The 18,306-nt window shown below is 61.5% G+C and carries 16 protein-coding genes and 1 tRNA gene; 11 read left to right on the forward strand and 6 right to left on the reverse strand.

Annotated elements, in window-relative coordinates:
- Positions 1-17: 17 nt before the first annotated feature.
- Positions 18-1,808, reverse strand: a complete 1,791-nt coding sequence (locus F8O05_RS08430) for an ABC-F family ATP-binding cassette domain-containing protein (RefSeq protein WP_158052285.1) — start codon at positions 1,806-1,808, stop codon at positions 18-20.
- Between the two features lie 7 nt (positions 1,809-1,815).
- A complete protein-coding gene (locus tag F8O05_RS08435) occupies positions 1,816-2,331 on the reverse strand; it encodes a MarR family winged helix-turn-helix transcriptional regulator (protein WP_158052286.1) in 516 nt (171 codons plus the stop codon).
- 77 nt (positions 2,332-2,408) lie between these two features.
- Between F8O05_RS08435 and F8O05_RS08440 the strand changes: the two genes are divergently transcribed.
- The 3 genes from F8O05_RS08440 to F8O05_RS08450 all read left to right on the forward strand — a co-directional run bounded on the left by F8O05_RS08440 (position 2,409) and on the right by F8O05_RS08450 (position 4,985).
- Positions 2,409-2,480, forward strand: a tRNA-Gln gene (locus F8O05_RS08440).
- A gap of 32 nt (positions 2,481-2,512) precedes the next feature.
- Complete coding sequence (gene glmU / locus F8O05_RS08445; RefSeq protein ID WP_158052287.1) at positions 2,513-3,937, forward strand: bifunctional UDP-N-acetylglucosamine diphosphorylase/glucosamine-1-phosphate N-acetyltransferase GlmU; 1,425 nt, start codon at positions 2,513-2,515, stop codon at positions 3,935-3,937.
- 67 nt (positions 3,938-4,004) lie between these two features.
- Positions 4,005-4,985: a ribose-phosphate diphosphokinase gene (locus tag F8O05_RS08450; RefSeq protein WP_158052288.1), complete on the forward strand. Its 981-nt coding sequence runs from the start codon at positions 4,005-4,007 to the stop codon at positions 4,983-4,985.
- Between the two features lie 78 nt (positions 4,986-5,063).
- Here the strand turns inward: F8O05_RS08450 and F8O05_RS08455 are convergent, their stop codons facing one another.
- Genes F8O05_RS08455 through gndA form a run of 3 tightly spaced genes read right to left on the reverse strand, consistent with a single transcriptional unit; the run spans position 5,064 to position 7,958 of the window.
- The gene (locus tag F8O05_RS08455) at positions 5,064-6,095 is read right to left on the reverse strand and encodes an LLM class flavin-dependent oxidoreductase (protein ID WP_192497100.1); all 1,032 of its coding nucleotides are present in this window, start codon (positions 6,093-6,095) and stop codon (positions 5,064-5,066) included.
- Positions 6,088-6,498: an ankyrin repeat domain-containing protein gene (locus tag F8O05_RS08460; RefSeq protein ID WP_158052290.1), complete on the reverse strand. Its 411-nt coding sequence runs from the start codon at positions 6,496-6,498 to the stop codon at positions 6,088-6,090. Before F8O05_RS08460 ends, F8O05_RS08455 begins: the two co-directional genes overlap by 8 nt.
- Positions 6,495-7,958, reverse strand: a complete 1,464-nt coding sequence (gndA, locus tag F8O05_RS08465) for an NADP-dependent phosphogluconate dehydrogenase (RefSeq protein ID WP_158052291.1) — start codon at positions 7,956-7,958, stop codon at positions 6,495-6,497. The genes F8O05_RS08460 and gndA overlap by 4 nt, the downstream gene beginning before the upstream one ends.
- Before the next feature lie 130 nt (positions 7,959-8,088).
- Between gndA and F8O05_RS08470 the strand changes: the two genes are divergently transcribed.
- The 5 genes from F8O05_RS08470 (at position 8,089) to mfd (ending at position 14,345) form a co-directional block, all read left to right on the forward strand.
- Positions 8,089-8,901, forward strand: coding sequence for a hypothetical protein (locus F8O05_RS08470; RefSeq protein WP_158052292.1), 813 nt, complete (start codon positions 8,089-8,091; stop codon positions 8,899-8,901).
- 173 nt (positions 8,902-9,074) lie between these two features.
- Positions 9,075-9,683 carry a 50S ribosomal protein L25/general stress protein Ctc gene (locus tag F8O05_RS08475; RefSeq protein ID WP_158052293.1) on the forward strand — a complete coding sequence of 203 codons (609 nt, stop codon included), beginning with the start codon at positions 9,075-9,077 and terminating at the stop codon, positions 9,681-9,683.
- A gap of 25 nt (positions 9,684-9,708) precedes the next feature.
- Positions 9,709-10,296, forward strand: coding sequence for an aminoacyl-tRNA hydrolase (gene pth, locus F8O05_RS08480; RefSeq protein ID WP_158052294.1), 588 nt, complete (start codon positions 9,709-9,711; stop codon positions 10,294-10,296).
- Between the two features lie 8 nt (positions 10,297-10,304).
- Positions 10,305-10,742 carry a D-aminoacyl-tRNA deacylase gene (gene dtd, locus F8O05_RS08485; RefSeq protein ID WP_158052295.1) on the forward strand — a complete coding sequence of 146 codons (438 nt, stop codon included), beginning with the start codon at positions 10,305-10,307 and terminating at the stop codon, positions 10,740-10,742.
- Between the two features lie 9 nt (positions 10,743-10,751).
- A complete protein-coding gene (gene mfd / locus F8O05_RS08490; protein WP_158052296.1) occupies positions 10,752-14,345 on the forward strand; it encodes a transcription-repair coupling factor in 3,594 nt (1,197 codons plus the stop codon).
- A gap of 5 nt (positions 14,346-14,350) precedes the next feature.
- On the opposite strand, the gene F8O05_RS08495 is transcribed toward mfd, so the two are convergent.
- On the reverse strand, positions 14,351-14,887 hold the full coding sequence (locus tag F8O05_RS08495; RefSeq protein WP_158052297.1) for a hypothetical protein: 537 nt from the start codon (positions 14,885-14,887) through the stop codon (positions 14,351-14,353).
- A gap of 23 nt (positions 14,888-14,910) precedes the next feature.
- Between F8O05_RS08495 and F8O05_RS08500 the strand changes: the two genes are divergently transcribed.
- The 3 genes from F8O05_RS08500 to eno are packed head-to-tail and all read left to right on the forward strand — an operon-like array spanning position 14,911 to position 18,295.
- Positions 14,911-15,633 carry a MazG family protein gene (locus F8O05_RS08500; protein WP_158052298.1) on the forward strand — a complete coding sequence of 241 codons (723 nt, stop codon included), beginning with the start codon at positions 14,911-14,913 and terminating at the stop codon, positions 15,631-15,633.
- Between the two features lie 7 nt (positions 15,634-15,640).
- Positions 15,641-16,948, forward strand: a complete 1,308-nt coding sequence (hisS, locus tag F8O05_RS08505) for a histidine--tRNA ligase (protein ID WP_158052299.1) — start codon at positions 15,641-15,643, stop codon at positions 16,946-16,948.
- A 57-nt stretch (positions 16,949-17,005) separates the two neighbouring features.
- Positions 17,006-18,295, forward strand: a complete 1,290-nt coding sequence (eno, locus tag F8O05_RS08510) for a phosphopyruvate hydratase (RefSeq protein WP_158052300.1) — start codon at positions 17,006-17,008, stop codon at positions 18,293-18,295.
- Positions 18,296-18,306 lie beyond the last annotated feature (11 nt).

The following is an 18,306-nucleotide window of genomic DNA, read 5'->3' on the forward strand; positions in this document are numbered from 1 at the left end:
GCAGTCCTTAGTCCTTATTAGCCTTCGAGCCGTTCCGAGAGCTCCAGCCAACGAAGCTCAAGCTCCTCGGCTTCGGACTCCGCCGCCTGCAGCTTGGTCGTGAGCTTACCCAGGCCTTCGAAATCACTCTGATCGTGGTCGGCCATCTGAGCGTGGATGCGTTCAGTTTCTTCCTGCAGCTTCTGCAGCTTGCGTTCAATCGCGTTCACTTCCTTGCGAGCCGCATGGAGTTCGGCACCGGAAAGCGTGGGCGCAGATTCTGCGGTTGCGGTGTCGCTACCTTTACGCGCACCGCCGCCGCGTTCTTCCGCCCGGCGCAACTGTAGATATTCATCCACCCCACCGGGTAGGTGCCGCAGGGTGCCACCGATCACGGCGTACTGCTGATCGGTGACCCGTTCGAGCAGATACCGGTCGTGTGACACGACGATGAGTGTGCCGGGCCAGGTATCGAGCAGGTCCTCCATAGCGGCGAGCATGTCGGTGTCGAGGTCGTTGGTGGGCTCGTCAAGGATGAGCACATTCGGCTCTTCCAGCAGGATGAGCAGCAACTGCAGTCGACGGCGCTGCCCACCGGAGAGGTCCTTCACCGGCGTCTGCAGCTGAGCCGAGCTAAATCCGAGCCGTTCCAGCAGCATGGACGGGGTGAATTCCTGTCCGGCCGCCTGATAGCTCCTCTTCTGGCGCGCCAGGATTTCGTGAACCTTGTCGTTCTCGACCTCGGCGAGCTCTTTGAGCTGCTGCGTGAGCTTGGCAATCTTCACCGTCTTGCCGCGCTTGACTCGGCCGGCAGTTGGCTCGCGATCACCCGAGATCAGCTCCAGTAGTGTGGACTTTCCGGCACCGTTGACCCCGAGAATGCCGGTGCGTTCACCCGGAGCGATCCGCCAGGTGACCTTCGAGAACAGCGGCTCGTCAGCAAACGCGACCTCGACGTCAACGAGGTCCACCACATCCTTACCGAGGCGTGCGGTCGCAAGCTGGGTGAGCTCGATGGCATTGCGTACCGGTGGCACATCCGCAATCAACTCATTAGCGGCCTCGATCCGGAACTTCGGCTTGGCGGTGCGCGCGGGAGCACCACGGCGCAGCCACGCGAGTTCCTTGCGCATCAAGTTTTGCCGCTTTTGCTCAACTACGGCGGCCTGCCGATCGCGTTCCACGCGCTGCAGAATGTACGCCGCATAGCCACCCTCGAAGGGCTCGAGGATACGGTCGTGCACTTCCCAAGTCGTAGTGCAGACCGCGTCGAGGAACCAACGGTCGTGGGTGACAACCACGAGCGCCCCCGTGCCACCCGGCCAACGCGAATTGAGGTGCTCGGCGAGCCAATGCACCCCCTCAATGTCGAGGTGGTTCGTCGGTTCATCGAGCAGCAGTATGTCCCAGTCGCCGATCAGCAGCTTCGCCAGGGCGACCCGGCGCCGCTGGCCACCCGAAAGTTGGCCGACCTGCGCATCCCAATCGAGATCGCTTGCGAGCCCGCGAATAATGTCGCGAATCTTGGCATCACCAGCCCACTCGTGCTCCGCAAGATCGCCCACGATCGCCTGGCCCACGGTCAAAGACTCATCGACAGTGTCGGCCTGGTCGAGCATCCCGACAGTGACGCCGCCGCGTACCGTGACCTGGCCGGAATCGGGTTCGATCCGACCGGCAATGATCTTCATCAGTGTCGATTTGCCGTCACCATTGCGGCCGACAATACCGATTCGGTCGCCCTCGCCGATACCGATAGTGATGTTTTCGAATACGACTTTGGTCGGATATTCCAGGGAGATTTTTTCTGCGCCGAGCAGGTGTGCCATTGGCTAACTACTGTTCCATTTCTGTTTGACCCATGTGAAGTGCGAGTACGCGAAGCCCGCGGGAGAGCGCCTGGACGTCATCGGGGTCAAGCCCGCCCAGTAGCGCCTCTTCTTCGTTGAGGAGCAGGGTGATGGCCTCATCGACCATTTCGGTGCCCTGCGCGGTGATCTGGACGAGGATGCTGCGGCCATCGGCCGGGTCATGTTCGCGGGTGACCAGGCCCCGGCGTACGAGCCGGTCGATTCGGTTGGTCATGGTGCCCGAAGACACCAGATTGGATGCGAGCAGTTGCTTTGGCGTAAGCCCAAGCGGGGCATCGGAGCGGCGCAGCGCTGAAAGTACGTCGAATTCACTCGGCTCCAGGCCCGCCTTCGCGAAGCAGGCGCGGCGGAGCAGATCGAGCTGCTTAGAGATTCGTTTCACGCGCGAGAAAACCTCGAGCGGGGTCGCATCGATATCCGAGCGGACACTCGACCACCCGCGGACGATAGAATCGACCACATCGTTTTCTGGCGTAGACATGCCTTTCATTATGGCGCACGAGCTACTTTGGCGTTGCGATTGGAAAAGTCATGGCAGACTAGGGGGCGATAAATTATTCCTCCTTGGTGTAACGGCAGCACGACAGCCTTTGGAGCTGTTAAGTCCAGGTTCGAATCCTGGGGGAGGAGCGCGACCACGCGGCCGCTGACACGGAGGACTTGTGAACGACAACAAACTCGCAATCATCATCCTGGCCGCGGGCCAAGGCACCCGAATGAAATCCAAGACCCCGAAGGTGTTGCATTCGCTGGGTGGTATCCCGCTGATCGGTCACGTACTTCGTACGGCCGCGGCACTTGAGCCAGCTCATACTGTTGCGGTGGTCCGTCACGAGCGCACCAAGGTGGTGGAAGCGATTTCCTCGCTCTCGCCGGAGGTGTTGATTGCCGATCAGGATGAGGTTCCCGGAACGGGACGCGCCGTGGAAGTTGGGCTGGATGCACTGCCCGCGGACTTCGACGGAGATATCGTGGTGCTCTCGGGGGATGTGCCGCTGCTGGACTCGGTTACCCTCGGTCGACTGATCGAAACCCATCGCGAACAGCAGGATGACCTGACGCTGCTGAGTGCCTTCTACGAGGACCCCACCGGGTTTGGGCGAATCGTGCGCGGCGAAGCTGGCTCTTTCGACTCGATCGTTGAGCACAAGGATGCCACCGACGAGCAGCGACGCATCAACGAAATCAACGCCGGTGTCTACGCTTTCTCGGTCAAGGCCTGCCGTGCGGCTCTCGCGCAGGTGCAAACCGCAAATGCGCAGGGGGAGAAATACCTCACTGACACCGCCGAGGTGATTAAGCGTGACGGCGGTCGTATCGAAGCAATCGGTGTGACCGACCCGTGGCTCGTGCAGGGCATTAACGACCGTGCCCAGCTTGGGGCGACAGCCCGCGAATACAACCGGCGCATCCTCATCCAGTGGATGAAAGATGGCGTCACGATCGTCGACCCGGACACCACCATCATCGATGCTGATGTGACCATCGGGCAGGACGTGGAAATTCTTCCCGGCACCCAGCTGCGCGGTGCCACCACGATTGCCGAGGATGCGGTGATCGGCCCCGACACGACACTTGTTGACTGCGAGGTCGGCCAGGGCGCCACCGTGAAGCGCACCGATGCGACTCTCTCGGTCATTGGCGCGAATGCCACGATCGGGCCGTGGAGCTACCTCCGACCGAACTCGGTGATCGGTGAGGGCGGCAAGGTCGGCACCTTCGTAGAGACCAAGAATTCGACGCTCGGTAAAGGCACGAAGGTTCCGCACCTCGCCTATGTGGGCGACGCTGAGATTGGTGACGGTTCGAACCTCGGCGCCGGCACAATCACTGCGAACTACGACGGTCAGAACAAGCACCGCACGATTGTGGGCGATCACGTCAAGATTGGCTCCGATAACGTACTCGTGGCTCCGGTCACGGTCGGCGACGGCGTCTATTCGGGCGCTGGCACCACCATCCGTAAGGATGTGCCGGCCGGAGCGTTGGTGTTGAACGTTGCACCACAGCGCAACCTCGAAGGTTGGACGCTGAAGAACCGTCCCGGTACTGCAGCCGCCGACGCAGCCGCCGCCGCTACTGAGTAGTACGCTTAGTCTGAATTTTTCGTAAATTTTCTTCACATAACGCGAGAGCACACGAAGGCGGTTTTAGGTGTCCGGCATTTCTCACCCCGGTGAAAAGCGAATGGTTCTTGTCTCGGGGCGCGCGCACCCGCAGCTGGCTGAAGATGTTGCGGAGGCGTTGGGCACGGAAGTGCTTGAGACCGAGACTCGTACCTTCGCAAACGGCGAGCTCTACGCCCGCTACAGCGAGTCGGTCCGCGGTGCTGATGCGTTCGTAATTCAGTCGCACACCGACGGCATCAACGAGTGGATCATGGAGCAGCTGATCATGGTCGACGCACTCAAACGTGCCTCGGCCAAGCGCATTACCGTCGTAATGCCCTGCTACCCCTACGCTCGCCAGGACAAGAAGGGTCGCGGGCGCGAGCCGATCTCGGCCCGACTGATGGCTGATCTGTTCAAGACCGCCGGGGCCGACCGCATCATGTCGGTGGACCTGCACGCCTCGCAGATTCAGGGCTTCTTTGACGGTCCGGTTGACCACCTCTTTGCGATGCCGGTGCTGATGGACTACTTCAAGGAGAAGCTCGGCGACGACCCGAACCTCACCGTGGTCTCGCCGGACATGGGTCGCGTGCGGGTTGCCGACCGCTGGTCGGACGAACTCGGTTCGCCGCTCGCGATCATCCACAAGCGTCGCGACCCGAAGGTCGCCAACCAGGTGTCGGTACACGAAATCGTCGGTACCGTGCAGGGCCGCACCTGCCTCATGGTGGACGACCTGATTGACACCGGTGGCACAATTCAGAAGGCAGCCGAAGCACTGAAGGCAAACGGTGCCGCAAAGGTAGTCGTTGCTGCCACGCACGCGGTATTCTCCGGTCCCGCCAAGGAACGCCTGAGTTGTGAAGCAATCGACGAGGTTGTGGTTACCGACACACTGCCGGTGCCCGAAGCCAAGCGCTTCGACACTCTCACCGTGCTGCCGATCGCGCCGCTGCTTGCCCGCGCAATCCACGAAGTCTTCGAAGACGGCTCGGTCACCTCAATGTTTGATGGTGCGGCCTAAGGTTCCGATCACAGGCACCTAATACAAACAAAACAGCCGTTCCTTGGTAATGCAGGGAACGGCTGTTTTGGTGTTCGGTTACTCGACCTGTCCCGGCTCCCAACCGAGTGAGGGACCGATGCGGGTCGCAAGCTGCTCGAGCATGTGCTTCCACTCGGCCAGTTCCAACTCAAAGGGCAGCTCGAAGAGGTAGTCGTCGCCGGCTTGGAATGCGGCATCGGCGGTGATGAACTCGAGGATTTCATCGAGCGAACCGAGGACATCCATCGCAATGATCGTGTTCTTACCGTGGATCTTTTCTGTTCGCGGTGTCCGAGCAGCCACGTAGTCGCGGTAGCGGGCAACCTGATGGTCAGTTGCACCGTCCGTGGGGACGATTACGCGAGCGACCGAGACGCGACCGGTGAAGTCTTCGGGTGCTGCGGCGTGATAGGTATCGATCTGCTGCTTCTGCGCAAGATCGAATTGACGTACACCGTTCTCGGTGGAAGAGATATTGCTCATCAGCCAGTTGAAGCGATTCGCGCCGGACCACTCCGCTGAGCGCAGTGAACCACCGCCGTACCAGAGCCGCTCGTGCAGGCCAGGGCTGTTGGGCTCGACACGCTCGGAATCAACATCTCCGCCAAAGCCGAGATACTCGGGCTTCTCGCGAACCTTGTCGCCGCGTAAGAAGGAACGCAGCCGCTCGATGCGGCCGTAACCGTAGTCCTCTTCACGCCAGCCGGAGTCATAGACGAGGTCGTTGAGCTCTTCCGAGGGGTACCCCGGGCCGTGCACGCTCAAGCCCGGTTCGAGGCGCCCACCGGAAAGTAGATCGGCGGTGGCGAGGTCCTCCGCAAGCCGGAAAGGATTCTCGTACCCGACCGGGATCACCGCATTGCCGAGCCGAATGCGCGAGGTGTGCTGCGCGATCGCACCCTGCAAGACCGCGGGGGAGGCCAGCCCGTACTGCATGTGTCGGGTGCGGATCCACCCGCTATCGAGCCCCAACTCTTCGGCAAACTTGAAGAGCTCGATCGCATCCTCAAGCCCCTGGCGCGGGTTCTCGCGCGAGGTTGGCACGAGGTGGATGAATCCCAAGCGTTCCGGAACTCGGTGCTCAGTCATTCGTTCCTCGCTGTTCGACCGCGGCCAGGATCTCCGTAAACGCCGGCCAGCCGAAAACCTCCGCGGTGCCGCGCGCGGAAGGCTGACCCGCATCCGGATCGGCTCCGGCTCGCAGCAGCGCGCGAGTGCTTTCCTCATCCTGCTTGAATACCGCGCAGGTCAGGGCCCGCTGGCCACGATCATTCGCGGCCTCAATGTCGATGCCGCGATCAATCAGCATTTGTACGGTCGCGGGTGCTTCGTGATAGGCCGCGAGCGTGAGGAAGGTGTCGCCTGCGGCATTGCGCATATTGATGGGGGCTCCGGCATCGAGGTACGCGGCAAGCTGCTCGGTAGCACCCTTGCGGGCGTAGTCGAACAGCCGGTTCGCGAGCTCGATAGTTTCGTCGGAGGGTTGCGTCACTGCTCCACCTCGTTGCGGTCACCCGACCAGTTGGTGTGGAAAACGCCAGGGCGGTCGACGCGACCGTAGGTGTGGGCACCGAAGAAGTCGCGCTGGCCCTGGATGAGCGCGGCCGGGAGGCGGTCGCTCGCGAGGGAGTCGTAGTAGGACAGCGTCGCGCCGAAGGCCGGTGCGGGAACACCCGACTGTGCGGCAATCGCAACCACGCGGCGCCAAGCGGCGTCACCCTCAGCAACCTCACCGGCGAAATACGGGTCGGCGATGAGCGACTGGAGTCGGGGGTTGCGATCGTAGGCTTCGGCGATGCGGTTGAGGAAACGGGCGCGAATGATGCAGCCAGCGCGCCAAATCTTGGCGACGGCGCCGGGGTTGATTTCCCAGTTGTATTCCTCGGCGCCGCCGAGGATCAGGTCGAAGCCCTGTGCATACGCGATCACCTTCGAGGAGTAGAGCGCGCGGCGAACGTCCTCGACAAAGCTCTCGTCAACCTTGGCGGGCTCGGGGCGAGCCGTGATCGTCGGGCGCACTGCTTCACGCTGCTCCACGCGGCCGGATACGCCGCGAGCGAAGACCGCCTCGCCGATGCCCGAGACCGGGATGCCCAGCGAAAGCGCGTTCTGTACCGTCCAGGTGCCGGTACCCTTCATCCCCGCACGGTCGAGAATAATGTCCACGAACGGCTTGCCGGTCTCGGCATCCACCTGGCGGAGCACCTCGGCGGTGATTTCGATCAGGTAGGACTCGAGCTCGCCCTTGTTCCACTCAGTGAACACATCGGCGATCTGCTCGGGGCTGAGGCCGCCCACGCGGCGCAGTAGGTCATAGGCTTCGCCAATGAGCTGCATGTCGGCGTACTCAATGCCGTTGTGCACCATCTTCACGAAGTGACCGGCCCCGTCGGTGCCGATGTGGGTCACGCAGGGGGAGCCGTCTTCGGGAGCGCGGGCTGCAATCGACTCCAGAATCGGGCCGAGGGTCTCATAGGACTCCGCGGGGCCACCGGGCATGATCGAGGGGCCGTTGAGCGCGCCCTCTTCACCACCGGAAATGCCAGCGCCAACGAAGTGGAGACCCTTCGCGCGAACCGCAGCTTCACGCCGAATTGTATCGGTGAACAGCGCATTGCCGCCGTCGACGATGATGTCGCCCGGCTCGAACACTTCGGTGAGCTGGTCGATCACCGCATCGGTGCCAGCACCGGCCTGGACCATGATGATCGCGGTGCGGGGACGCTGCAGGGATGCGGCGAAGTCAGCAATGGTCTCCGAGGGGACGAAACCTGCCTCCGGGTGCTCAGACACGAGCGTACGAGTGCGCTCGGGGGAGCGATTGAATACGGCAACGGTGTTACCTTCGCGCGAGGCGAGGTTGCGCGCCAGGTTCGCTCCCATCACGGCGAGACCTACAACGCCAATGTTGGCAGCAGCAACGCCGGTCTGTGCGGAGTCAGTAGTTGTCATTCTGGGCCTTTCGGGTAGTCCAAGAGATCTATTATCCGGTTGGTGTCGGTGGCTGCTACTAGCCTGGCCACATAAGCACCCAGTTTAGGAGGTGCGATTTCAGAAGGCACCGAGTCGAGGAGAAACATTCATGAGCCACACGGGTGACTATGCAAATGAGCCCTATGACGACGGCCAGCCAACAAAGGCCTATCACTATCGCGATGCTGAGTCGCCAAATAAGTCGAAGTTTGACTGGCAGCGCTCCAGCGGTGGCGAAGCTCCAACCGACGAGATCGACCTCCCGCAGGAGCCGAGTGACCGCACGCGGGTGATGCCAATGGCGGAACAAGAGGCGAAGACAGCGGTGTATTCCCCGGTTCCTCAACAACAGCAGCGCGCCGCAGAGGCCAAGACCACGCCGTCCTTCCAAGAAGTGACCTACCAGCCGCAGCAACCGGTGCAATACGTTCAACAGCCAACATTCACACCACACCCCAGTGATCTGCGTAAGGGCGCGTCGGCTGGCGCTCGGGTTAGCTCGGTCATCGTCAATCTGGTGCTAACCGCCTTGATATTTCTGCTGTTGTGGGATTATCGCGGCATCAATACCTTCAACTCGGTCGTGCTGATCTGGTTTACCGACTTGAACCTGGGCTTGAACCCGATGCTGGCCTACTCGCTGATTCCAATCATGATCGGGATCCTGGGGCTCCTCTCGGGGCTGACGCTCTGGCTTTCGGCGACGGGGACCGGTGTATTCGGCGTGTTGATGTTCGTATTCAGTGTTGTCGCAGTGGGTGTGCAGGGAATTGTGGGTGGTGAGTTCAGCAAATTTTTGGGTTTCGCGCTACCGCTCCTCTTCCCGACCTCGTTGCTGATGATGGGCGCCGCCTTCGGCGCTGGGTTCGCACGGAGAGCCGGTGCGCGCAAGATGATTCGTGCCTACACGGGCCGGCTCTAGTCGCAACGCCGTGGCTGAGCAGCGTGTATGATTGGCAGCTGTACTTCGGCGAGGGATGCATCCGCATCCGTTATCGACGCGGTCGAGTGGGGCCTTCAATGGGCGCATCCACGCGTTCGCGTGCGTTGCGCCGCAACTCACACGGGAACTCTCCCAATTGAAAGGACACCACTATGGCTGAAGTTGAGAACAAGCTCGACGCCCTCAAGCGCACCGCATTCGGTAAGGGTGCTGCGCGCAAGATCCGTGCGAACCACCAGGTCCCCGCAGTGCTCTACGGTCACGGGACCGAGCCGCAGCACATTACCCTTCCGGGCCACGAGACCATGCTGATGCTGCGTAAGGCTAACGCGCTCATCGAGCTCGACATCGAGGGCACCAAGGAGCTCTCGCTGGTGAAGGACGTTCAGCGTGACCCGGTTCGTCAGATCATCGAGCACGTTGACCTCCTGCTCGTGAAGAAGGGTGAGCGCGTTGAGGTCGAGGTGCCCATCGAGATCACCGGCGAGCCCTACCCGGGCATGATCGTGGTGCAGGACACCACGACCATCGCGGTGCTCGCAGACGCAACCGACATCCCGGAGTACATCCAGGTGAGTGTCGAGGGCCTCGAAGCCGGCGCATCGATCGACGCCAAGGACGTGGAACTTCCCAAGGGTATTTCGCTCGCCGACGAAGAAACTGAGATCGTACTGCTGTCGATCATGGAGCCGAAGGCTGAAGCCGAGGCTGAGGAAACCGAAGGCGAAGAGGGCGGAGCAGCCGAAGAAGCCGCTGAGTAGAACACTCGGAGAGTTCTGAAACAACATGGCAAGTAATGTGTGGCTCGTAGTCGGTCTCGGCAACCCCGGAGACCGCTATCGAGCCACGCGTCACAACATTGGCCACATGGTTGTTGATGAACTCGCCAGACGGCAAGGCGAGTCCTTCCGTCGACACCCGCGAGCCAATTCCTCCGTCGTGGAGGGTTGGCTCGCGCCGGGCGGACCCAAAGTGATGCTCGCGAAATCTAACGGTTATATGAATACTTCCGGCGGGCCGGTATCCCAGCTCGCCCAGTACTACTCGGTGCCGAACGAGCGGATCATCGTGGTCCACGATGAGCTTGATCTGCCTTTCGACACCATCAAGCTCAAGCGCGGCGGTGGCCACGGTGGACACAACGGCTTGCGCGATATTTCCTCGGCTATTGAGCGTGATTACCTGCGGGTACGTGTGGGTATCGGCCGGCCACCTGGCAGACAGGACGCTGCCGACTACGTGCTGCGTCCATTCGACAGCACCCAGCGTGACACCCTCGGAGTACTTATCCAAGACGCGGCCGATGCGGTAGAACTCATTGTCGAACGCGGCCTCCTGGATGCTCAGCAGGTCGTGCACGCGAAAGCTCAGTAGGTCGCAGCATGAAAGCTGTGATTACTCGTTGTGCTTCGGCTGCGGTGGAAGTGGCAGGGGAAATCGTCGGCGAACTGCCTCGGCCGGGCCTTCTTGCACTGATCGGCGTGACACACACCGACACCGAGCAGGACTGCGCAAAAATTGCCCGCAAGATTGCCCAGTTGCGCATCCTTGCGGACGAAAAAAGTGCCACCGATCTCAACGCGCCCGTGCTGCTGGTCAGCCAATTCACGCTCTACGGGGATCCGCGTAAAGGGCGTCGCCCCTCCTGGTCAAATGCTGCCCCCGGTTCGGTTGCCGAGCCCCTCATTGCACAGCTGGCCACGCTACTCGAAGAATACGGCCTGCACGTAGAACAGGGCGTCTTTGGCGCAATGATGAAGGTGTCTTCCGTGAATGACGGCCCCTTCACGGTGCTGCTTGATTCCGCGGAAATCGCCTAGACTTCCCTGGTGAGTCTTCACGGATTAATTGCTGCGCTTCAAACCACTCCCACCTTCGCGAATGCCTCGAGACGGGCAAATCGAGATGCTGATTTCACGCTTGTAGACGGCCTCCGCGCGCCGCTACTGGCATCCCTGATTGAAGAACGAGGTGGGATGACCGGGCATCAACAGATGGTGCTCGCGGTCACCGCAACAAGTCGCGAATCCGAGCAATATGCCGAAGATTTGCGGGCCTTCCTTCCGGACGCCAAGATTGTAGAGTTCCCGGCATGGGAGACGCTGCCCCACGAACGCTTGAGCCCCTCCGCCGACACCACCGGGCGCAGGCTTGCAGCCATGCGAGAGCTCGGCAACTGGCGGCGACAGGACTCTCCACAACAACCCTTCGTGCTGTTCGCATCCGTACGGGCTGCCCTGCAACCGCTGATGCCCAGTCTGGACGAACCGATCACGATTGAGCTCAAGACCGGTTCCCGCGGCCATGACCTCACCGAAATCGCCACGAACCTGGTTGAACTCGCCTATCAACGAGTGGACATGGTCACCCGCCGCGGAGAATTTGCGGTGCGTGGTGGCATCCTCGATGTCTTTCCCCCCGACGCCCCACACGCCCTCAGAATCGATTTCTTCGGTGACGAAGTGGATGAGATTCGTCCCTTCGGCGTGGCCGATCAGCGCACCTACGAAGACACCGTCGACGAGGCACTGTTGACGCCGAGTCGAGAACTCCTATTGACGGAGTCAGTGCGGGCCAAGGCTCGCGAAATGGAACATGAATTCCCGAATATTGAAGGGCTCCTCAGCAAGATCGCGGAGGGCATCCCGGTCGAGGGAATGGAATCCCTAGCACCGGCGTTGGTTGATAAACTCCTGCCGATTGTTGACTATATGCCGCAAGACGCGGCGATTGCGGTACTCGCCCCGGAGCGGGTGGTGAGCCGAGCATCCGACCTGCGTGAAACCAACCGCGAATTCCTGGAAGCCGCCTGGAGCGCCGTCACGGCGGGCGCTGATGCCCCAATTGACCTCTCGGGCGGCGACTATATCTCGGTCAAGGAACTGCGCGAATTGAAAGGGGAGCGGGTATGGTGGACCTTCTCACCCTTCGGCGTTGATGAGGAAGGGTGCTTCCACATCAACGGTGACCCGGTGCCCTCCTTCGCCGGCAATTCAGATGGTGCAATCGATCACACCATAGAACTCCTGCAAGACGGTTGGACCGTGGTGATGGCCGCGAACGGGCAGGGGCTCGTCGACCGAGCCCAGCAAGTGCTCGCCGAGCGCGGAGCCGCCGGTCGGCCGGTGACCGAGCTTCCTGGTGAGCAGCTCGAACCCGGCGTGGTGTATCTCGTGAAAGCGCCGCTGACCGCGGGTGTGCAAATTCCCAAGCACAAGCTTGCGTTGATTACCGAATCGGACTTCTACGGTCGCGCAGCCGGGTACAGCGCCGCCGCTCCGAAGAAGCTCGCGCGGCGTCGCGCCAACGCGGTGGTGGACCCGCTGCAGTTAAAGGCGGGCGATTATGTCGTCCATGACCAGCACGGTGTGGGGAAGTTCCTGCGTCTCGAGCAGCGCGAGGTTCCGGTGCCTGGAACTCGCGGCAAGAAGTCTGTGCGTGAATACCTCGTCATTGAATACGCGCCTTCCAAGCGCGGCCACCCCGGCGACAAGCTGCTGGTGCCCACCGACCAGCTCTCGCAGCTAACGCGATATGTCGGCGGCGAAGCGCCGGGACTGTCCAAAATGGGTGGCAGTGACTGGGCTGCGACCAAACAAAAAGCCCGCAAGGCGACCAAAGACATCGCAGTGGGATTGGTCAAGCTTTACTCGGCCCGGGCGGCATCCAAGGGCTTCGCGTTTTCGCAGGACACCCCGTGGCAGCACGAATTTGAAGAGGCCTTCCCCTTCATCGAGACACCCGACCAGCTGCAGACCATCGAAGAAGTCAAGCGCGATATGGAAAGTCCGCTGCCGATGGATCGGCTACTCTCCGGCGACGTTGGTTTCGGCAAGACCGAAGTCGCGGTGCGCGCCGCCTTCAAGGCGGTGCAGGATGGTAAGCAGGTCGTGGTGCTCGTTCCGACCACCCTCCTCGTGCGCCAACACCACGAAACCTTCACTGACCGCATGGCCGGTTTCCCAGTGCAGGTCCGCGCCGTCAGCCGTTTTCAATCCAATAAGGAAGTTGAGGATGCGCGGCAGGGGCTTGCCGACGGCTCGGTAGACATTGTCATCGGGACCCACCGCATCCTCTCGGATACCTTCACCTACAAGGATCTCGGGCTGATCATCGTCGACGAGGAGCAGCGGTTTGGTGTTGAGCACAAGGAAAAGCTCAAGTCACTAAAGACCAATGTGGACGTGCTATCGATGAGCGCCACGCCCATCCCACGCACCCTCGAGATGGCCGTCACCGGAATCCGAGAAATGTCCACCCTCGCGACCCCGCCGGAGGACCGGCATCCGATCCTCACCTATGTCGGCCCGAAATCCGACAAGCAGATCACCGCGGCCGTGCGCCGCGAACTGTTGCGCGAGGGGCAGGTGTTTTACGTCCATAACCGCACCGCCTCGATCAATAAAGTTGCCGCCCACCTCGCGGAACTTGTCCCCGAGGCACGCATCGCGGTGGCGCACGGTCGACTGTCCGAGAAGACCCTCGAGCAGGTGATCGTGGACTTTTGGGAGCGTAAATACGATGTCCTGGTCACCACCACGATCGTAGAAACCGGGCTCGACATTCCAAATGCGAACACCCTCATCATTGACGACGCCGAACGCTATGGCCTGAGCCAATTGCATCAGTTGCGCGGTCGCGTCGGTCGCGGTCGTGACCGTGCATACGCCTATTTCCTGTACGACGGGAACCGCCCGCTTACTGAAACGGCGCACGACCGGCTCGAGACGATTGCCGCGAACAACGAGCTCGGTTCGGGTATGCAGGTGGCGATGAAGGACCTGGAGATCCGCGGTGCCGGTAACGTACTCGGCGGAGAACAGTCTGGGCACATCGCCGGGGTCGGCTTCGATCTGTACCTGCGGATGATCGGTGAAGCGGTGGATGCATTCAAGGGCGAGCTTCCCGAAACCCAAACGGAACTGCGCCTCGAGTTGCCCGTGGATGCGCGCATCCCGGACGCCTACATCGATTCCGAACGCTTGCGACTGGAGGCCTATCAGAAGCTCTCGGCGGCGGCCTCACCGGGAGCAAGGCCCGGCCAAATCGATCTGGTGATCGAGGAACTGCGAGATCGCTACGGTGAACCTCCGGAGGAAGTCCAGATGCTTTTCGCCGTCTCGCGGATTCGCAGAATGGCGGTCAAACTGGGGCTGAGTGAAGTGGTTGCGCTGGGCAAGAACCTGCGGATCACCCCGGTGACGCTCGCGGAATCAAAACAGCTGCGACTGCGCCGAATGTACCCGGGTGCGAAATATCTCGAGGCCGGGCACGTGCTCAACCTGCCGCTGCCCGCGGGTCGGATGGGGGAGGCGCCGAGCGACAGCGAAATCATCGAGTGGGTGCGCGGCGTATTCCGGGCCATGTTCGATGCCACTGAGGAATCGGTAGAGGAAAAGCCGGCTGATCCACAAGCCGAGTAGGTGCGCTAGGCGTTTTCTTCCTCTTCGGTGGGCGCACTTGCGGTCATCAGCACCGCGGGTAGCCCGCCGGTCATGCCCGGGCCGAAGATGAGCCCGAGCACCGTCGGGAAGGTGCCAGCCATGCCCGCTTCGCCGATGATCGCGGAGCCGTAATTCCGCAGCAGCACCAGGTGCACGGCGAACCAAAGCAGCCACACGACCACGCTGACGATGGCGAAAAGCAGCAGTAGCATCCCCAACGACACACCCGCCCGGTTACCCCAACCTGCGGGGGTGAGCCCTGCATCCTGCCGCGCCCGGATGCGCTTGGCGAGGAAGATGCCCGAGGTAATGCCCGCGGCGAGGAGCACCATTACCGGGATGTACCCGGCGAAGAAAGCGTAGGCGAGCCCGACTTGCTGATTCGCACCGCCGCCGGCCGCCACACGCTGATTCTCGGCCGCTTCGAACCACTGTGCCCCGCCGATACTGGCTGCGGTGAGGACTGTGGCGACGAGTAGGACAAGGTAGACAAGCGTGGGGACGCGACGAAGATTGGCCATTACTCAAGGTTAGCCTTGGGTGCATGCAGGCACCGGCAGATCACCAGCACACAGAACTTCTCGCACTCGCAGAACTCATGCGACGGTTTCGCGGCGAACAGGGATGCGCGTGGCATGAACAGCAAACGCATGAGTCGCTCGTGCCATATCTCACCGAAGAAGCGGCCGAAGTGATTGACGCGATTGAACACGGGACCGCGGCAGATCTTCGTGAGGAACTCGGTGACTTGCTCTTTCAGGTGCTGTTCCACGCGGATATTGCGGAAGCAGCGGGGGAGTTCAGCCTCGAAGACGTCGCGCGGGAACAGACGGCGAAGCTTCGCTACCGCAATCCGCACGTGTTCGGGGACCAACCGACGCGTGATGTTGAGGAAATAATTCGGCTCTGGCAGGCGCGCAAGGCGGAACAAAAGCGGGATCGCAGCTCGGTGCTCGACGGGATCTCGCATGCGATGCCCGCATTGGCCCTCGCGGCAAAGGTCCTGGGTCGGGCCGAGGAAGTTGGGCTCGATGTGTCGCCAGAAGCGCTCTCTTGTCCGCAGCAATCGGATGCGGGAGAGCAAGAAATACCGGAGGAATCCAAGTTCGGAGATGCGCTCTTGGTCACAGTGGCTGCCGGGCGGGCAGCCGAGTTTGATGCCGAGCGGGCGTTGCGCGGGGCGATTCGACGGCTCGAAGAACGCATCCGGGAAACAGAAGACTCAGCGACCGAAGAGGCCAATTGCAGCAGCGACGACGGGTCATAATGGACTAATGGCAACTCAGATTAATCCGCCGCGCGGAATGCGCGATTTCGTGCCCGCCGATAAGCGCCGCCGTGAGCGCGTGCTCGCTAAGATTCGGGAATCCTATGCGGCCCATGGATTTGATGAGATCGAGACCCCGGTCGTGGAGGACTCCGACCGACTGCACTCGGGCATGGGCGGGGACAATGAGAAGCTTTCCTTTGCCATCATGCGTCGTGGGATCGATCAGGATGCGCTCCGGGATGCAGCCGAGCAGGCGGATCCGCTCGCGCTCAGCGACCTGGGTCTGCGGTTCGATCTCACCGTGCCGTTGGCTCGCTTCATGGCCACGCACCGGGGCACCCTGCCTAGCGTGTTTCGCAGTTTGCACATCGGTCCGGTATGGCGCGCCGAGCGTCCACAGAAGGGGCGCTATCGCCAATTCGTACAGTGCGATATCGACATTCTTGGGGAACCGGGAGCGCTCGCCGAAGCGGAGCTACTCGTGGCCGGTTCTGCCGCGCTGGCAGGTCTGGGGCTGGACTCCTGCACGATTCGAGTGAACGATCGACGACTGCTGAACGCACTTCTGGACTGGTGCGGTTTCGCTGCCGAGCAGCAGCCGCAGGCCCTGATCTCGATTGACAAGCTCGACAAGATTGGCACCAAGGGTGTCGTGGCAGAACTTGCCGTGTCCGACCCGCAGGCTGCAGAACGCATCCACCAGGCGCTGAACAACTGGGCTGAAGGCATCAAGGCCGGAATCCCGCTGACCACCGAAAGCATCCTCGCATCCCTGCCGGAGGGGCTACGGGAGAGTGCCGAAGCCCTCGAAGCCGCCGAGTCGCTCGGTGAGGTTGCGGATGCGGTGGCAGCCGGTGGGGGAGCGCTGCCGCTCGTATTCGATCCCACGCTCGTGCGCGGGATGGGGTATTACACCGGCACGATCTTCGAAGTTGCCCACCCCGAATCCGGCTCTTCGGTCGGTGGCGGGGGTCGGTACGACGGCATGATCGGTCGATTCCTTGGCCAGGATGTGCCCGCCTGTGGCTTTTCTATCGGCTTCGAACGCATCGTTGACCTTGTGTCCGAGCTTCCCGGTGACGAGGGTGAAGCGGTGATCGTGCTCGTCGACAAGAAATTGCCAGTGGCTGACACCATGCGGATCAAGCAGGCCCTCTTGGCGCCACACCGCCGTGTTCGCGTGGAGCGACGCCCGAAGAATGTCCGAAACCTGCTCGACCGAGCTGCCGCTGAGGGCTTTACCCACGTTGCGCAGATTCGTGAGGAACAGGTTGCCGATCCCGCATCCATCACACTCGAACCGCTCGGCTAGAGCGCTCGGTTAGACTCAGTCCGCCACCGCAATTTATCCCAAACGTAAGGATCACCCGTGTCGTTCATTGTTGACGTCTATGCCCGCGAAATCCTTGATTCCCGAGGCAATCCCACAGTTGAGGTTGAGGTAACTCTCGACAACGGTGCGATGGGCCGCGCCGCTGTTCCCTCGGGCGCATCCACCGGTGCCTTTGAGGCATACGAACTTCGCGATGGCGAAGCCGACCGATACCTGGGTAAGGGTGTCGAAAAGGCAGTGCAGGGAGTTGCTGACGAAATCAACCCCGCGATCGAATTCTTCGACGTCACCGACCAGCGTGCCCTCGACGCCGAGCTCATCGAACTCGACGGCACGCCGAACAAGGAGCGCCTCGGCGCCAACGCAATCCTCGGTGTCAGCCTCGCCGCCGCAAAGGCCGCAGCTGAGTCGAGCGAACTGTCGCTGTTCCGCTATGTGGGTGGTGCCAATGCGCATGTCCTGCCGGTGCCGATGATGAACATCATCAACGGTGGCGCGCACGCCGACAACGGCGTGGACGTGCAGGAATTCATGATTCTGCCGATCGGCGCTTCGACCTTCCGCGAGGCACTTCAGTGGGGTGCTGAGATCTACCACCAGCTCAAGAAGACCATTAGCTCGAAGGGTCTTTCCACCGGGCTCGGCGACGAGGGTGGCTTTGCGCCCGATGTTGCTTCGACTCGTGACGCGTTGAACCTGATTACCGAAGCAATTGGCGAAACCCGCTATGAACTTGGTCGCGATGTCGCACTCGGCCTGGACGTCGCATCCACCGAGTTCTTCGAGAACGGTGTCTACAAATTCGAAGGTAAGGAGCTCAGCGCGAGCGAGCTGATCACCTTCTACGAAGAGCTCATCACCGAGTACCCGATCGTGTCGATTGAGGACCCGCTTGCCGAAGACGACTGGGAGTCGTACACCGAACTGACCGAGCGCATCGGCGATAAGGTCCAGCTCGTCGGTGATGACCTCTTCGTCACCAACCCCGAGCGGCTGCAGCGCGGCCTCGAGGTGGGTGCTGCCAACAGCATCCTCGTGAAGGTCAACCAGATCGGCACGCTCTCGGAGACGCTCGACGCGGTAAACCTCGCGCACCGCAATGGCTACTCGGCAATCCTCTCGCACCGTTCGGGTGAGACCGAGGACACCACCATCGCGCACCTGGCCGTGGCCACAAACTGTGGTCAGATCAAGACCGGTGCGCCCGCGCGCACCGACCGCGTGGCGAAATACAACGAGCTGCTTCGCATTGAAGAAGAGCTCGGCGAGCAGGCGGTGTATGCCGGTATCGACGCATTCCCGCGCTTTGAGGCAACCGAGGCGTAATTCGCTAGGCC

The sequence above is a fragment of the Gulosibacter chungangensis genome, assembly GCF_008831155.1.
Taxonomy (GTDB): domain Bacteria; phylum Actinomycetota; class Actinomycetes; order Actinomycetales; family Microbacteriaceae; genus Gulosibacter; species Gulosibacter chungangensis.

What these genes read in the sequence shown, in the direction of transcription:
- F8O05_RS08430 (WP_158052285.1), bottom strand. Translation starts at nt 1,808, where the DNA reads ATGGCACACCTGCTCGGCGCAGAAAAAATCTCCCTGGAATATCCGACC.
- F8O05_RS08435 (WP_158052286.1), bottom strand. Translation starts at nt 2,331, where the DNA reads ATGTCTACGCCAGAAAACGATGTGGTCGATTCTATCGTCCGCGGGTGG.
- F8O05_RS08455 (WP_192497100.1), bottom strand. Translation starts at nt 6,095, where the DNA reads ATGACTGAGCACCGAGTTCCGGAACGCTTGGGATTCATCCACCTCGTG.
- gndA (WP_158052291.1), bottom strand. Translation starts at nt 7,958, where the DNA reads ATGACAACTACTGACTCCGCACAGACCGGCGTTGCTGCTGCCAACATT.
- F8O05_RS08470 (WP_158052292.1), top strand. Translation starts at nt 8,089, where the DNA reads ATGAGCCACACGGGTGACTATGCAAATGAGCCCTATGACGACGGCCAG.
- F8O05_RS08475 (WP_158052293.1), top strand. Translation starts at nt 9,075, where the DNA reads ATGGCTGAAGTTGAGAACAAGCTCGACGCCCTCAAGCGCACCGCATTC.
- pth (WP_158052294.1), top strand. Translation starts at nt 9,709, where the DNA reads ATGGCAAGTAATGTGTGGCTCGTAGTCGGTCTCGGCAACCCCGGAGAC.
- dtd (WP_158052295.1), top strand. Translation starts at nt 10,305, where the DNA reads ATGAAAGCTGTGATTACTCGTTGTGCTTCGGCTGCGGTGGAAGTGGCA.
- F8O05_RS08495 (WP_158052297.1), bottom strand. Translation starts at nt 14,887, where the DNA reads ATGGCCAATCTTCGTCGCGTCCCCACGCTTGTCTACCTTGTCCTACTC.
- F8O05_RS08500 (WP_158052298.1), top strand. Translation starts at nt 14,911, where the DNA reads ATGCAGGCACCGGCAGATCACCAGCACACAGAACTTCTCGCACTCGCA.
- hisS (WP_158052299.1), top strand. Translation starts at nt 15,641, where the DNA reads ATGGCAACTCAGATTAATCCGCCGCGCGGAATGCGCGATTTCGTGCCC.